This is a genomic window from Variovorax sp. Varisp85, assembly GCF_047304045.1.
Taxonomy (GTDB): domain Bacteria; phylum Pseudomonadota; class Gammaproteobacteria; order Burkholderiales; family Burkholderiaceae_C; genus Variovorax.
Window position 1 is genome coordinate 1 of sequence record NZ_JBGLYN010000030.1, and the last position, 15,175, is coordinate 15,175.

Sequence of the window (15,175 nt, forward strand, 5' to 3'; positions counted from 1 at the left end):
CATCCCGCCCATGCCCTTCATGCCGCCCATCTTCTTCATCATCTTCATCAGGCCGCCGCCCTTCATCTTCTTCATCATCCCCTGCATCTGCTCGAACTCGTTGAGCAGGCGGTTCACCTCCTGAACCTGCACGCCGGCGCCGGCCGCGATGCGGCGCTTGCGCGTGGCCTTCAGCAGCTCGGGCTTGCGGCGCTCCAGCGGGGTCATGCTCTGGATGATCCCTTCCTTGCGGCGGATGTCGCGCTCGGCGCGCGTCATGTCGGCCTCGGTCGCCTTGGCGGCCATTTGCGTGGGCAGCTTGTCCATCAGGCTGGAGAGCCCGCCCATCTGCTTCATTTGCTGCAGCTGGCCCAGGAAGTCGTTCAGGTCGAAGCCCGCGCCGCTCTTGACCTTGGCCGCGAGCTTCTGCGCCGCCGCCACGTCGACGCCGGCCGTGACCTGCTCGACCAGCGCGACGATGTCGCCCATGCCGAGGATGCGGCCCGCATGGCGCTCGGCATCGAATACCTCGAGGCCGTCGATCTTCTCGCTGGTGCCGGCGAACTTGATCGGCACGCCCGTGACCTGCCGCACCGACAGCGCCGCACCGCCGCGCGAATCGCCGTCGGTCTTGGTCAGGATGATGCCGGTGAGCGGCAGCGCTTCCTTGAAGGCCTTGGCGGTGTTGATCGCGTCCTGGCCCTGCATGGCATCGACCACGAACAGGGTCTCGACCGGGTCGACCGCCGCGTGCAGCTGCTTGATCTCGGTCATCAGCGCTTCGTCGATCGCAAGGCGGCCGGCGGTGTCGACCAGCAGCACGTCGAAATAGTGGCGCTTGGCGTGGTCGAGCGCTGCGCGCGCGATGTCGAGCGGCTTCTGGTCGGGCGTGCTCGGGAACCATTCGGCGCCGGCCTGCTTGGTGACGGTCTTGAGCTGCTCGATGGCGGCGGGTCGGTACACGTCGCCTGACACCGTCAGCACCTTCTTCTTGCGCTTCTCGATCAGGTGCTTGGCCAGCTTGGCGGTGGTGGTGGTCTTGCCGGCGCCCTGCAGGCCAGCCATGAGGATCACGGCCGGCGGCTGAGCCGCGAGGTTGATGTCGGACACGCCCTCGCCCATGGTGGCGGCCAGTTCGCGGTTGACGATGCCGACCAGCGCCTGGCCCGGCTTGAGCGAGCCCAGCACTTCCTGGCCGAGCGCCTTGTCTTTCACCCGGGCCACGAAGTCGCGCACCACGGGCAGCGCCACGTCGGCTTCCAGCAGCGCCATGCGCACTTCGCGCAACATGTCCTGCACGTTGCTTTCGGTGATGCGGGCCTGGCCGCTCATCGTCTTGACGAGGCGGGAGAACTTTTCTGTGAGGGCGGTGGCCATGAGCGGGATGCCTTGCTGCCCGCCGCAGCGGGTCATTGGAAAGTCGTGTACCTGAATCGGCGGCTTGCGCCCCTTCGCGAGACGCCGGGGAACCGGCTTGGCCGGGCCTCCGGTGCCGCCCCCGGTGAGGGGGTTGGCGCTGCGGCACGAAGTGCGCAAGCCTGGGGGAGATAAACTCCAGCCGATGATTTTAGCGATCCCCTCCCCACTCGGCGTGGCGCTGGGCATCGCCGCCGGGGCTGCCTACGGTTTTGTCGCCGCTGCCGGCGCAAGACTGAGCCGCCAATCGACCCAGTGGGCACTCGGCATTGCATGGCTTCTGCATGCCGCCGTGCTGGTCCACGGCCTCATCGGCGGCGAGCCGCGCTTCGGCTTTGCGCCCGCCCTGTCGGTCACCGCGTGGCTGGTGCTCACCGTCTACGCGGTCGAAAGCCGCATGTATCCCCAATTGAAAGTACGGCGCGCGCTGGCCTGGCTGGGCGCGGCCGCGGTGCTGCTGGCCATCCTGTTCCCGGGCACGCCGCTGCATGTCACGGCCTCGCCGTGGCTGCCATTGCACCTGGCGCTCGGCATCGCCTCGTACGGCCTGTTCGGCGCTGCGGTCGTGCACGCCTGGCTGATCACCCGCGCCGAAAAGCAGATCCGGCTCGCCACCGCCGAACCGCAGGGCGGCGTGCCGCTGCTCACGCTCGAGCGGCTCACCTTCCGTTTCGTCACAGCCGGCTTCGTACTGCTGTCGGCCACGCTGCTGGCCGGCCTGCTGTTCAGCGAACAGTTGTACGGCGCCGCGGGCCGTGTCTGGAAGTGGGACCACAAGACCACCTTCTCGGTGCTCGCCTGGCTCACCTTCGCGATCCTGTTGACCGGCCGGGCCCGCTTCGGCTGGCGCGGCCGTACGGCGCGGCGCGTGCTGTATGCCGGCTCCGCCCTTTTGCTGCTGGCCTACGTGGGCTCCCGCTTCGTGTTCGAAGTGGTGCTGGCCCGGCCTCCCGTATGAAATACCTCCTCGTTCTCGCGGTGCTCTGGGTCGCGATCTGGCTCTGGCGCAAGAACCGGCGCGAAGAAATGCGCGACGCCATGCGCGAGCGTGCGGCCAAGGCACAGCAACGCGTCCCCACTCCGCCCGGGCCGCCGCAGGCCATGGTGCGCTGCGCTCATTGCGGGCTGCACCTGCCCGCGACCGACGCCATCTCCGGCCCAGGCGGCGCGGTCTATTGCAGCGCTGCGCACCGCGAAGCGGCCGCCGCGCGATGAGTTCCCCGCTCTGGGCGCGCGGCGAGCCGGTCACCGACTGGGACGTGCTCGACCAGCACCCGGACGAGAGCACGGCGCTGATCCGGCTCTGGCGCGGCTTCATGGGCGCGCGCTGCTTCGTCGCGCTGGTGCTGGTGCTGCTGCAGGGCGTGGCCTTTGCCATCGGGCAGACGATGCAGCCGGTGGCCATCGCCATCTCGGCCCTGTACCTCGTCGCGACCTGGCTGGGCATGCGCTACAGGCGCGTCCAGCCGCCGATCCGCGGCTTCGCCGCGCTCTGGCTGCTGACCATCGGCATCGACCTGGCCGCCTTCACCGCCTTGCAGGTGCTGCAGGGCGGCAGCGTCAACTACACGCCGCTGTTCGCGCTGCCGGTGCTCATGAGCGCGGTGCTCGGCACCATGATCGTGAGCCTGGGCACCACCGCCACCGTCACGCTGCTGCTGCTGGCCGACGCGGGCTGGCACTGGCTGCAGCAGCCGGTCGATTCGTCGGCACGCTTCGTGCAGGCGGCGCTCACCGGCACCGGACTGTTCGTGGTGGCGCTGCTCGCGCACGAAATGGCCCGCCGGCTGGCGCGCGAGGAAGCCGTGGCGCAGCGCAGCCGCAGCAGCGCGCAGATGCAGGCGCAGGTCAACGACCTGGTGATCGAGACCCTGAGCGAAGGCGTGCTGGTGATCGACGCCGAAGGCCTGGTGCATGCGGCCAACCCGGCGGCCGACGCGATCCTCGGCCAGGGCCTGGCGAAGCTGACGCTGCCGTTCCCGCTGCATGCCCAGCCCGCCTGGCATGCACTGGCCGCGCTGGCGCGCCAGACCTTCGCGCGCCGGGCGCCGCAGACGGAAGAAATTCCCGTCGCGCAGGCGCGCGGTGCGGCGCGCGAAGTGCGCGTGCGCACGCGGCTCACGCCCACCAGCGACCAGCGCCTCGACAGCCTGTGCGTGATGTTCCTGCAGGACCTGCGCGAGCTCGAGGCCCGCATCCGCACCGAGAAGCTGGCCGCGATGGGCCGCATGTCGGCCGCCGTGGCGCATGAAATCCGCAATCCGCTGGCCGCCATCACGCAGGCCAGCGCGCTGCTCAACGAAGACCTGACCGATCCCGCGCACCGCAAGCTCACGAGCATGGTGCAGCACAACGCGCAGCGGCTCGCGCGCATCGTGGACGACGTGCTCGACGTCTCGCGCGCGCGCCAGCAGCGCGTGCTGTCGCTCGGCGAGCAGGTCGTGCTCGACCCCGCGGTGCAGGTGCTGGCCGAGGAATGGGTGCGCCAGACCCAGCGCAAGGGCGTACTGGTGTCGCTCGACGCGCCCGGCAGCGAGGTGCGCTTCGACGCCGAGCACCTGCGCCGGCTGATCGTGAACCTGCTGGACAACGCCTCACGCTACGCCGGCAAGAGCGAAGGCTCGATCCAGGTGCTGACCGCGCAGCAGCGCGGCGGCAGCAACCGCCCGAGCCTGATGGTGTGGAGCGACGGCGCGCCGCTGGAACCGGCGGTGCAGCGGCACCTGTTCGAACCCTTTTTCTCGTCCGAGAGCCGCTCCAGCGGGCTGGGCCTGTTCCTGTGCCGCGAACTGTGCCGGCGGCACGGCGCCACCATCGGCTACGAGCGGCGCGCGCTGGTGCCGGGCGGACCCGAGGGCAACGAATTCTTCGTCAGCTTTGCCGCCAGCGAAAACCGGCTGACACAATAACGCCCGTGAGCAACTCCACCCCTTCCACACAGCGGCCGGCGCAGATCCTGGTCATCGACGACGAGCCCGACCTGCGCACGCTGTACGAACTGACGCTGCTGCGCGAGGGCTATCGCGTCGAGGCCGCCGGCAGCGTGTCGGAAGCGTGGGAGCACCTGGAGGCCGGCCGTTTCGACGCGGTGATCACCGACATGCGGCTGCCCGACGGGCAGGGCATGGAAATCATCCACCGCATCCAGAAAGACCAGCGCAGCGAGCGCTGCGTGGTGATGACGGCCTATGGCTCCGCCGAGAACGCGGTGGAAGCATTGAAGGCCGGCGCCTTCGACTACCTCACGAAGCCGGTCGATCTGAAGCAGTTCCGCGCCGTGGTGGCCTCCGCGGTGCAGGCGCGGCACGCGCCGCAGCCGATGGCCAAGTTGGCGCAGGCTGCGCCCGCCGTCAACAACAACGTCATCAGCGACGCCGTGTTGGCCACCTCCAGCACCGGCATCGCCGCACTCGACCGTCTCGTGGGCGAGTCGGAGCCCATGCGCCTCGTCAAGTCGCGCATCGCCAAGGTGGCGCGCGGCATGGCACCGGTGCTGGTACGCGGCGAGTCCGGCACCGGCAAGGAGCTGGTGGCGCGCGCGGTGCATGCCTGCAGCCAGCGCAGCGAGGGTCCGTTCGTCGCGGTGAACTGCGGCGCGATTCCCGAGAACCTGCTCGAAGCCGAGTTCTTCGGTGCCAAGAAGGGCTCGTACACCGGCTCGTCGCAGGACCGCGACGGCTACTTCCAGGCCGCGCGCGGCGGCACGCTGTTTCTCGACGAGATCGGCGACCTGCCGCTGGCCATGCAGTCGAAGCTGCTGCGCGCGATCCAGGAGCGCAGCGTGCGCTCGATCGGCTCGACGCAGGAAGACGCCGTCGACGTGCGCATCGTGAGCGCCACCCATAAAGACCTGCACGCCGAAGTGCAGGCAGGCCGTTTCCGGCAAGACCTTTTCTACCGCCTCAACGTGATCGAGATCGCGGTGCCCGCATTGCGCGAGCGCCGCGAGGACCTGCCCGCGCTGTGCGCCGCGCTGTTGTCGCGCATCGCGCAGGACGGCGGGCTGCCGGTGCCGCACCTTTCGGACGACCTGCTGCGCCGCCTCGCGCAGCACCCGCTCAACGGCAACGTGCGCGAGCTCGAGAACCTGCTGCACCGCGCGGTGGCGCTGAACGACGGCGACGAACTGCACCTCGACCTGATGGGCGGCTTCACCGCCTCCGTCGAAGCCGCGGCATCCGCGCCGGCGCCGCTGTCGCCCGCTGCCGATGCATCTGCTGCCGCGCCGGCTCCGCTGCCGATGGCGCCGGTCGCACCACCCAAGGCCGCACCGCCGCCGCTGCCCTCCGACCTGCAGGCCTACCTCGACCAGCAGGAGCGCGAAATCCTCGTGCGCGCGCTGCACGAGAGCGGCTTCAATCGCACCGCGGCCGCCGCACGGCTCGGCATGAGCCTGCGCCAGATCCGCTACCGCATCGCGCGGCTGGGCATCACCACGCCCAACGGCGACGATGGCGCGAGCAACCATGCCGACGACTGAAGCACCCACGCCCGGCGCTCCTGACAACGGCGACGACGGACTCTGGCAAGCCGGCTGGTACCGCTTCGCGAAGGCGCTGCGCTCGCCCAACTTCGGGCCCCGGCCCGCTGGCGCGCAGACCGACCTCATCGTGCTGCACTCGATCAGCCTGCCGCCCGGCGAATACGGCGGCGATGCGGTGCAGCGGCTCTTCACCAACCAGCTCGACTGGGACGCGCACCCCTATTTCCAGTCGATCCGCGGGCTCGAGGTGTCCTCTCATTTCTACGTGCGCCGCAACGGCGAACTCTGGCAGTTCGTGAGCTGCGACGACCGTGCCTGGCACGCCGGTGCATCGTCGTGGCGCGGCCGCGGCAACTGCAACGATGACTCCGTCGGCATCGAGCTCGAAGGACTCGAGGGCCAGCCGTTCGACGAGCCGCAATACGAGACGCTCGCGAGCCTGTGCGCAGCGGTCGCGCAGCACTATCCGATCGCGCACATCGCCGGCCACGAGCACATCGCGCCGGGCCGCAAGCAGGACCCAGGCGCGGGCTTCGAGTGGCGTCGGCTGCGTGAACAGCTCGGCTGGAATCCACAGATGTTTCCGCCGCAGGTGACGCAGCGCTAATTTTTTCAATCGCCCGGCGCCCCGCGATGCGCCACTCGTGCAGCGCAGCAATACGAAAGTTGCGAACGCGCGATGCAGCAACCATGCGCCCTGCAGGCCCAAATCGTCTTGCAAGCCAAGCTCCATGCGGGTTGCGCGACCATAGTCCAGTGTCCACGCGGCATCGACGGCCGTGCCGATGCCTAGATAGTTACCCCTACTACCAAAAATTGCCGCAAAACACTACCTGTAGTGGCTTGTAGACCCACGGCACCCTAGATATAGTGTCCTCCGTCCGGTCATCCACACCGGCGCGGTGCCCCGACCAGGCGCCGCCATCCAACAAGAATTGCCAACCGAGAGGAAGCGAATGCAAACAGCCCTGAACCCCCAATCGACCCCGCGTGCCGTTCCCTCGACGTCACTGCAACAGCAGCGAGACACTGCTGGCTCCCCCAGCGGCCAGAACCTCGCCCACTACCAGATCATCCGGCGCAACGGCGCCGTTGTTCCCTTCGAGCCGAACAAGATCGCGATCGCGATGATGAAGGCCTTCCTGGCCGTGCACGGCACCCAGGGCGCGGCTTCCGCCAGCGTGCGCGAAACGGTCGATGTGCTCACGCAGGGTGTGATCCGCGCGCTGGTGCGTTCGCGTCCGGGCGGCGGCACCTTCCACATCGAGGACGTGCAGGACCAGGTCGAGCTCGGCCTGATGCGCGGCGGCCACCATGAAATCGCCCGCGCCTACGTGCTGTACCGCGAGCGCCGCTCGCAAGAGCGTTCGAAGCAGGGCGAACAGGACGTGCCGGCCGCGCCCGCGCTGCACGTGCTGGACAACGGCGAACTGGTCGCGCTCGACCTGAACGAACTCAAGGGCCTGATCGAGTCCGCCTGTGAAGGCCTGGGCGACAGCATCACGGCCGCGCCGATCGTCGCCGAGACGATGCGCAACCTGTACGACGGCGTGCCGCTCGACGAGGTCTACAAGGCGTCCATCCTCGCAGCCCGCACGCTGATCGAGAAGGACCCCGACTACACCTTCGCCACCGCGCGCCTGCTGCTGCACACGATCTTCAAGGAAATCATCGGCCGCGAAGTGATGCCGGTCGAGCGCGCCACCGCCTACGCCGACTACTTCCCGCAGTTCATCAAGAAGGGCGTCGAGAACGAGCTGCTCGACGAGAAGCTGCTGCAGTACGACCTGCCCCGCCTGGGCGCCGCCCTGAAGGCCGAGCGCGACAACCAGTTCGACTACCTTGGCCTGCAGACGCTGTACGACCGCTACTTCCTGCACGTGCGCAAGACCCGCATCGAGCTGCCGCAGGCGTTCTTCATGCGCGTGGCCATGGGCCTGTCGCTGAACGAAATCGACCGCGAAGCCCGCGCCATCGAGTTCTATGAAGTGCTGTCGTCGTTCGACTTCATGTCGAGCACGCCCACCCTGTTCAACGCCGGCACGCTGCGCTCGCAGCTGTCGAGCTGCTACCTGACCACCGTGCCCGACGACCTGGACGGCATCTACGAGTCGATCAAGGAAAACGCCCTGCTCTCGAAGTTCGCGGGCGGCCTGGGCAACGACTGGACCCGCGTGCGCGCGCTGGGCAGCCACATCAAGGGCACGAACGGCGAATCGCAGGGCGTGGTGCCGTTCCTGAAGGTGGTGAACGACACGGCCGTGGCCGTGAACCAGGGCGGCAAGCGCAAGGGCGCGGTCTGCACGTACCTGGAAACCTGGCACCTCGACATCGAGGAGTTCCTGGAGCTGCGCAAGAACACCGGCGACGACCGCCGCCGCACGCACGACATGAACACTGCCAACTGGATTCCCGACCTGTTCATGCGCCGCGTGATGGAAAAGGGCACCTGGACGCTGTTCTCGCCCTCCAACGTGCCCGACCTGCACGACCTGTTCGGCGCAGACTTCGAAAAGGCCTACGTGGCCTACGAAGAGAAGGCTGCCCGCGGCGACATCAAGCCCGCGCGCACCATCCAGGCGACCGACCTGTGGCGCAAGATGCTCACGATGCTGTTCGAGACCGGCCACCCCTGGATCACGTTCAAGGACGCCTGCAACGTGCGCTCGCCGCAGCAGCACGCCGGCGTGGTGCACTCGTCGAACCTCTGCACCGAGATCACGCTGAACACCAGCGACACCGAAACCGCCGTCTGCAACCTGGGTTCGGTGAACCTGCTGCAGCACCTGAAGGACGGCAAGGTCGACCAGGAAAAGCTCAAGCGCACGATCTCGACCGCGATGCGCATGCTCGACAACGTGATCGACATCAACTACTACGCCGTGAAGAAGGCGCGCGACTCCAACCTGCGCCACCGTCCGGTCGGCCTGGGCCTGATGGGCTTCCAGGACGCGCTGTACGAACTGCGCATTCCCTACGCCTCGCAGGAAGCCGTGCAGTTCGCCGACGAGTCGATGGAAGCCATCTGCTACCACGCCTACTGGGCCTCGACCGAGCTGGCCCGCGAACGCGGCAAGTACTCGAGCTACAAGGGCTCGCTGTGGGACAAGGGCATCCTGCCGATCGACTCGCTCGACCTGCTCGAGAAGGCCCGCGGCGGCTACGTCGAGGTCGACCGCTCGGCCACCCTCGACTGGGACACGCTGCGCCAGAAGATCAAGGCCGACGGCATGCGCAATTCGAACTGCGTGGCCATCGCCCCGACCGCGACCATCTCGAACATCATCGGCGTGGACGCTTCGATCGAGCCCTGCTTCGGCAACCTGTCGGTCAAGTCGAACCTGTCGGGCGAGTTCACCGTGATCAACCACTACCTGGTGCGCGACCTGAAGCGCCTGGGCCTGTGGGACGACGTGATGGTCATGGACCTGAAGCACTTTGACGGCTCGCTGCGCCCCATCGACCGCGTGCCGCAGGACGTGAAGGCGCTCTACGCCACCGCGTTCGAAGTCGAAACGACATGGCTGGTGGAGGCCGCCGCGCGCCGCCAGAAGTGGATCGACCAGGCGCAGTCGCTGAACATCTACATGGCCGGCGCATCGGGCAAGAAGCTCGACGACACCTACAAGCTCGCATGGGTGCGCGGCCTGAAGACCACGTACTACCTGCGCACGCAGAGCGCGACGCACGCCGAAAAATCGACGGTGCAATCGGGCCGTCTCAACGCAGTGTCGTCGGGCAACGACGCACCCTCGGGCATGAGCGCACTCGAAGCCGCCGCTGCCGCAGCGAAGGCGCAGATGAGCGCGATGCCCGCCACCGACATCGCGTTCTGCGGTGTCGACGATCCGACCTGCGAAGCGTGCCAGTGACGCTGCGCTGAATCAGCGAGGCGCGTGCGAAGAAAAAAAATCGCGCGGCGTTCGGTCAATCGAGGCATTGACCGACACCGCGCGACGCATGCGAGCAACATAACAACCACATAAATGGAGCACGGTGTGAACGAGCACTTTGCAACTCTCACGCGTTGCTCCGATAATTGAGCATTGGATTTTTCTATGTTGACCTGGGACGAAGAAGTCAAGCCCTCCTTACCAAAGGATATGCAGCAAGGATTGCAGCACCACAACGCATCGACCAGCGGTTCGCCCGCAGGCCGTGTGGTGGATGCTCCGACTTCGTCGCTCGCGCAAACTGCACAGCTTGCGCAGCAACACGCGATGCGTGCCGCGGCACCCGTCGCCCAGCGCGTCAAGGCTTCCGACAAGCGCATCATCAACGGTCAGACCGACGTCAACCAGCTGGTGCCGTTCAAGTACAAATGGGCCTGGGAAAAGTACCTCGCCACCTGCGCCAACCACTGGATGCCGCAGGAAGTGAACATGACGCGCGACATCGCGCTCTGGAAAGACCCGAACGGCCTGACCGAAGACGAGCGCCGCATCGTCAAGCGCAACCTCGGCTTCTTCGTGACCGCCGACTCGCTGGCCGCCAACAACATCGTGCTGGGCACCTACCGCCACATCACGGCGCCCGAATGCCGCCAGTTCCTGCTGCGCCAGGCCTTCGAGGAAGCGATCCACACACACGCGTACCAGTACATCGTCGAGTCGCTCGGCCTGGACGAGAGCGAGATCTTCAACGCCTACAACGAAGTGCCGTCGATCCGCGAGAAGGACCAGTTCCTGATCCCGTTCATCGAAGCCATCAGCGACCCGCTCTTCAAGACCGGCACGCACGAGACCGACCAGACGCTGCTCAAGTCGCTCATCGTGTTCGCCTGCCTGATGGAGGGCCTGTTCTTCTACGTCGGCTTCACGCAGATCCTTGCGCTCGGCCGCCAGAACAAGATGACCGGCGCCGCCGAGCAGTACCAGTACATCCTGCGCGACGAGTCGATGCACTGCAATTTCGGCATCGACCTGATCAACCAGCTCAAGCTCGAGAACCCCGGCCTGTGGACGGCGGAGTTCAAGGCCGAGATCAAGGCGCTCTTCATGCACGCCGTCGAGCTCGAATACAAATACGCCGAAGACACCATGCCTCGCGGCGTGCTCGGCATGAACGCCTCCATGTTCAAGGGCTACCTGCGGTACATCGCCAATCGGCGTGCGCAGCAGATCGGCCTCGAAACGCTCTTCCCGAACGAAGAAAATCCCTTCCCCTGGATGAGCGAAATGATTGACCTGAAGAAAGAGCGCAACTTTTTCGAAACCCGCGTGATCGAGTACCAGTCGGGTGGTGCGCTCTCCTGGGATTGAATCTTTCCGACAATAATTAATGAATTCAAGAATTGCCCTTGCCACCGATCGCGCCGAAGAGCGCGGCATGGACGAGGGCTCAGGTGTTCATGGTGCTGGGCTCAGATTCCAACGCCATGAATCGCTTCACGCTACCCAACGTGCGTGGAGTGCTTCAATAGGTTGATTTTTTCAACTTGATCAAGGAGAAATAGAAATGGCAACTGCAAAGAAAGCGCCGGCTAAGAAAGCCGCTGCAAAGAAGGCTCCGGCAAAGAAGGTCGCAGCCAAGAAGGCTCCCGCCAAGAAGGTAGCTGCGAAGAAGGCTCCGGCCAAGAAGGTCGCAGCGAAGAAGGTAGCCGCCAAGAAGGCGCCTGCCAAGAAGGTAGCCGCGAAGAAGGCAGCACCGGCCAAGAAGGCTCCGGCAAAGAAGGCCGCAGCGAAGAAGGCTCCTGCCAAGAAGGCGGCGGCGAAGAAGGCTCCTGCCAAGAAGGCAGCCGCGAAGAAGGCCCCTGCGAAGAAGGCTGCTGCCAAGAAGGCGCCTGCGAAAAAGGCCGCGGCCAAGAAAGCCGCGAAAAAGCCTGCTGCCAAGAAGCCTGCTGCGAAGAAGGCTCCCAAGGCCGCTGCGCCCGCCAAGGCCGCAGCCGTAGCGCCTGCCCCTGCAGCGCAAACGACGCTGAATCCCCAGGCAGCCTGGCCGTTCCCCACGGCCAGCAAGCCCTGAGTTTCTCAGCGGCCTTGAAGGCGCAAAGCCCGGTACCTTGCGGTGCCGGGCTTTTTTATTGGTGCTTCGGGAAGAAGGAAGATCAGAGGCCCAAGGCCTTTCGGTCGATCTCGTAGTTCTGCGGGCCGCGCTGCGCGATCTTGAGCGCACCGACCTTGTTGCCAAGTGCGGCGCATCGCGCCAGCGGCCAACCCTTTTCCAGACCGAACAGCAGCGCGCCGCGCCAGGCGTCGCCGCAACCCGTGGGCTCGACCACTTCGGTCGCGACCACGCCAGGCACATGCTCGCGCTCGCCATCGATCCATACCTCGCAGCCCTCGGCCGCCAGCGTAACGACCAGGCCGCGCACGCGCTTCGAGATCTCGGCCAGGCTCCAGCCGGTGCGCTGCGAAAGCATCTTGCCTTCGTAGTCGTTCACCACAACCCAGCTCGCAAGGTCGACGAAATGGCGCAGCGCCTCGCCGTCGAACATCGGCAGGCCCTGGCCCGGATCGAACACGAACGGGACATCCGCGGCGGCGAACTGCTCCGCGTGCTGCAGCATCGCGTCGCGGCCATCGGGCGCGATGATGCCGAGCTTGATGTCGTCACGCGCCGCCACTTTCGTGATGTGCGCCTGCTGCATCGCTCCGGGGTGGAAGGCGGTGATCTGGTTGTTGTCGACGTCGCTCATGATCATCGCCTGCGCGGTGAAGGTGTCGTCGAGCTGGCGCACGAACCCGGTATCGATGCCCAGCGAGCGCATGCGCTCGAGGTACGACGCGCCGTCGCTGCCGAGCGTGGCCATGGGCAGCGCGGTGCCCCCCAATGCATTGAGGCTGTAGGCGATGTTGCCCGCGCAGCCGCCGAAGTCACGACGCAGGGTCGGCACCAGGAACGACACATTGAGAATGTGCAACTGGTCCGGAAGGATCTGGTCGGCGAACCGGCCCTCGAAAGTCATGATGGTGTCGAATGCGAGGGAACCGCAAATCACTGCTGCCATGGGTGCACCGTTGGTAAAAGAATTGGGGAGGAAAAAGGACGCGTGCAGGCAGGCGCCGCCGCTCAGGGATAGAAAGCTTCGACGCGATAGCCCGCGATGGGCGGCAGCGCCGCGGCCTCCGAGGCGGACAAGGCCAGGGGCAGCGAGGCCGCGCGGTCGGCGCGGGCCGGCAGTACCGCCGGCGCGCCATAGTCCGCCGGCATCAGCACGCGACGCACCACGGCGCGCTCCTGCGTGTCGAGCAGCGAGAGCTCGACGGCCGGCATGGCGAGCGGCACGGTCGCGCCATTGCGCAGGGTGAAGCTCAGGCGGTAGTCGTTGCCTCCGCTCTTCTCACGCGCGAAGGCCGCGCCTTCGATGACGATGTCGCCAATCTGGCGCAGGGCAGCGAGTTCGCAGCCGGTGTGCTGGCACAGCGCCGCGAGGGCAGGCCGCAGGTTCGGCTGGCGCGCCGCGATGCCGTCGCGCTCATGGCGAATGACCTGAACGACGAGCGGCAGCACGGCGAGCACCGCCAGCAAGATCAGCACGATGCGCACACCCTTGCGCTGCCAGAAGCTGGGCGCCTTCTCGGCAAGCTCGTCCTCGTCCGCGAGGGGATGGCCCACCGGCAGCTCCAAGTCCGAGGAGAACGCAGGGGCAGGCTCGCTTTCGCTCTCGGATTGCACCACCACGGCCGGCGCCTTCGCGGCTGCACGCTCCTCGCGGGCCTTGGCGCTCGCGATCTTGGCCGACTTGATGCGGGCCCGGCGCAGCGCTTTCTGCATCTGCACCTGGTCATGGTCCTTCTCTTGCTGCTGGCGCTCTCCCTCCCCATCGTCGTCGATGCTCGCATGCTCGATCAGCGCGCGCGTCCTGATGCGCGAGGCAACGGGCAGCGGCGGCGCTGGAGGCGACGGCGCTGGGGGCGGCGAAGCGAGGTTCAGGTCGATGTTCGGAAACGGTGGCAGCGTGCTCGGCGGCGGCTTCCACGCGGGTTCGCTGGCGTCGAGGTCGGACCACGGCTCGTCAATGCCGTGTTCGGGCAATGACAGCGAGAACGCCGGCGGCGACACAGCCGCGGGTGACGGTGCGGATGCCGGAACTCCCGGTGGCAGCGTGTGCAGAGGTTGTGGCTCGGGCTCGTCGCCGACGAAATCCGCATCTTCCGCCGGCTGCCGGCGTTCCGGAGGGGGCGTCGCTTCGGACTCCGGGGAAGATTCGACCAGTCCCGGCATGTAGCCGCCACCCGGCACCGGCGGCGACGCATTTGCCGGGGCGCCATCTGGCGCCTCGTGCAGATCGAGCGTGGCGTCGAACACGTGGCTGCACCGGCCACAGCGCACCCAGCCGTCCGAAATGCGAAGCTGGTCGCGCACCACCTTGAAGGTGGTGGTGCAGGCAGGGCAGCGCGTGACGAGACTCATGACCGGGCGATTGTAGGGTTGCGCCCTCGCCGCGAGAGGGGCGCGATGCGGTGGCTCAGCAGCGCGCGGTCATGAGGATCCAGCCGTCCTCGGTGTCGCTGACTTCGAGCGCGGCGTAAGGCGCGTAGGCTTCCTTCAACTCGTCGGCCTGGCGCTCGAGAATGCCGGCCAGCACCAGCGATCCACCCGCCCTCACATGGCTGCGCAGCAGCGGCGCGAGCACCTTGAGCGGCGTGGCCAGGATGTTGGCGAGCACGGTGTCGTAGTGGCCCTTGGCCGCTTCGGGCAGGCCGGCGTTCAGCCGGACGCCGTTGGCCTCGGCATTGAGCCGGGTCGAGGAGACCGCGGCTTCATCGATGTCGACGGCGTCGATCTCGGCTGCACCGAACTTCGCCGCACCGATCGCGAGAATGCCGGAGCCGCAGCCGTAGTCGAGCACGCGCTGGCTGCCGAGCGTGCCTTGCGTGGCGATCCATCGCAGGCACATGCGCGTGGTGGGATGCGTGCCGGTGCCGAAGGCCAAGCCGGGGTCTAGCCGGATCACCTGCCTGGCCTGCCCGGGCGGCTCGTGCCACGTCGGCACGATCCAGAACTCGGGCGTGATCTCGACCGGCGCGAATTGCGATTGCGTGAGGCGTACCCAGTCCTGCTCGGGCACGGGCGCGATGCCGAGCACCTCGCAGCCTTCGAAGAAGTCCTGCAGCACCAGCACCGACGCGGCCTCTTTCGCGAGCGCCTCGTTGGGGAACAGCGCGATCACGCGCGAACGCTGCCAGCCTTCTTTCGGCGGCGGCATGCCCGGTTCGCCGAACAGTGCCTGCTCTGCATCGGTCTGCGCGTCGGCGTCTTCCACCGACACGCTCAATGCATCGAGTGCATCGAGCGCTTCACCGAGCGTTTCGACCCGGTCTTCCGGCGCCATCAGGCGGAGTTCGAACATCG

At 66.9% G+C, this 15,175-nt stretch carries 12 protein-coding genes; 8 read left to right on the forward strand and 4 right to left on the reverse strand.

Annotated elements, in window-relative coordinates; translation table 11 throughout:
* The coding region (gene ffh, locus ACCC97_RS13895) for a signal recognition particle protein (RefSeq protein ID WP_413333366.1) at positions 1-1,356 on the reverse strand (1,356 nt) is incomplete at its 3' end.
* 184 nt (positions 1,357-1,540) lie between these two features.
* Between ffh and ACCC97_RS13900 the strand changes: the two genes are divergently transcribed.
* From ACCC97_RS13900 to ACCC97_RS13935, 8 genes are all read left to right on the forward strand, one after another.
* The gene (locus ACCC97_RS13900; protein WP_007831443.1) at positions 1,541-2,353 is read left to right on the forward strand and encodes an inner membrane protein YpjD; all 813 of its coding nucleotides are present in this window, start codon (positions 1,541-1,543) and stop codon (positions 2,351-2,353) included.
* Positions 2,350-2,610 carry a PP0621 family protein gene (locus tag ACCC97_RS13905; RefSeq protein WP_413315107.1) on the forward strand — a complete coding sequence of 87 codons (261 nt, stop codon included), beginning with the start codon at positions 2,350-2,352 and terminating at the stop codon, positions 2,608-2,610. The genes ACCC97_RS13900 and ACCC97_RS13905 overlap by 4 nt, the downstream gene beginning before the upstream one ends.
* The gene (locus ACCC97_RS13910) at positions 2,607-4,304 is read left to right on the forward strand and encodes a two-component system sensor histidine kinase NtrB (protein ID WP_007831441.1); all 1,698 of its coding nucleotides are present in this window, start codon (positions 2,607-2,609) and stop codon (positions 4,302-4,304) included. Before ACCC97_RS13905 ends, ACCC97_RS13910 begins: the two co-directional genes overlap by 4 nt.
* Before the next feature lie 5 nt (positions 4,305-4,309).
* Positions 4,310-5,875: a sigma-54-dependent transcriptional regulator gene (locus tag ACCC97_RS13915; protein ID WP_413333368.1), complete on the forward strand. Its 1,566-nt coding sequence runs from the start codon at positions 4,310-4,312 to the stop codon at positions 5,873-5,875.
* Positions 5,862-6,485 carry a 1,6-anhydro-N-acetylmuramyl-L-alanine amidase AmpD gene (gene ampD / locus ACCC97_RS13920; RefSeq protein ID WP_007831439.1) on the forward strand — a complete coding sequence of 208 codons (624 nt, stop codon included), beginning with the start codon at positions 5,862-5,864 and terminating at the stop codon, positions 6,483-6,485. The genes ACCC97_RS13915 and ampD overlap by 14 nt, the downstream gene beginning before the upstream one ends.
* A gap of 349 nt (positions 6,486-6,834) precedes the next feature.
* Positions 6,835-9,750 (forward strand): ribonucleoside-diphosphate reductase subunit alpha, encoded by a 2,916-nt coding sequence (locus tag ACCC97_RS13925; protein ID WP_007831437.1) that lies wholly within the window; start codon positions 6,835-6,837, stop codon positions 9,748-9,750.
* Between the two features lie 186 nt (positions 9,751-9,936).
* Complete coding sequence (locus ACCC97_RS13930) at positions 9,937-11,139, forward strand: ribonucleotide-diphosphate reductase subunit beta (protein WP_413333371.1); 1,203 nt, start codon at positions 9,937-9,939, stop codon at positions 11,137-11,139.
* Positions 11,140-11,335: 196 nt separating this feature from the next.
* Complete coding sequence (locus tag ACCC97_RS13935) at positions 11,336-11,842, forward strand: histone H1-like DNA-binding protein (RefSeq protein ID WP_413315111.1); 507 nt, start codon at positions 11,336-11,338, stop codon at positions 11,840-11,842.
* Positions 11,843-11,924: 82 nt separating this feature from the next.
* On the opposite strand, the gene ACCC97_RS13940 is transcribed toward ACCC97_RS13935, so the two are convergent.
* From ACCC97_RS13940 to prmA, 3 genes are all read right to left on the reverse strand, one after another.
* Positions 11,925-12,827, reverse strand: coding sequence for a carbohydrate kinase family protein (locus ACCC97_RS13940; protein ID WP_007831433.1), 903 nt, complete (start codon positions 12,825-12,827; stop codon positions 11,925-11,927).
* A 62-nt stretch (positions 12,828-12,889) separates the two neighbouring features.
* Positions 12,890-14,233, reverse strand: coding sequence for a DUF3426 domain-containing protein (locus ACCC97_RS13945; RefSeq protein ID WP_413333373.1), 1,344 nt, complete (start codon positions 14,231-14,233; stop codon positions 12,890-12,892).
* Between the two features lie 55 nt (positions 14,234-14,288).
* A complete protein-coding gene (prmA, locus tag ACCC97_RS13950; RefSeq protein ID WP_007831430.1) occupies positions 14,289-15,173 on the reverse strand; it encodes a 50S ribosomal protein L11 methyltransferase in 885 nt (294 codons plus the stop codon).
* Positions 15,174-15,175: the final 2 nt, after the last annotated feature.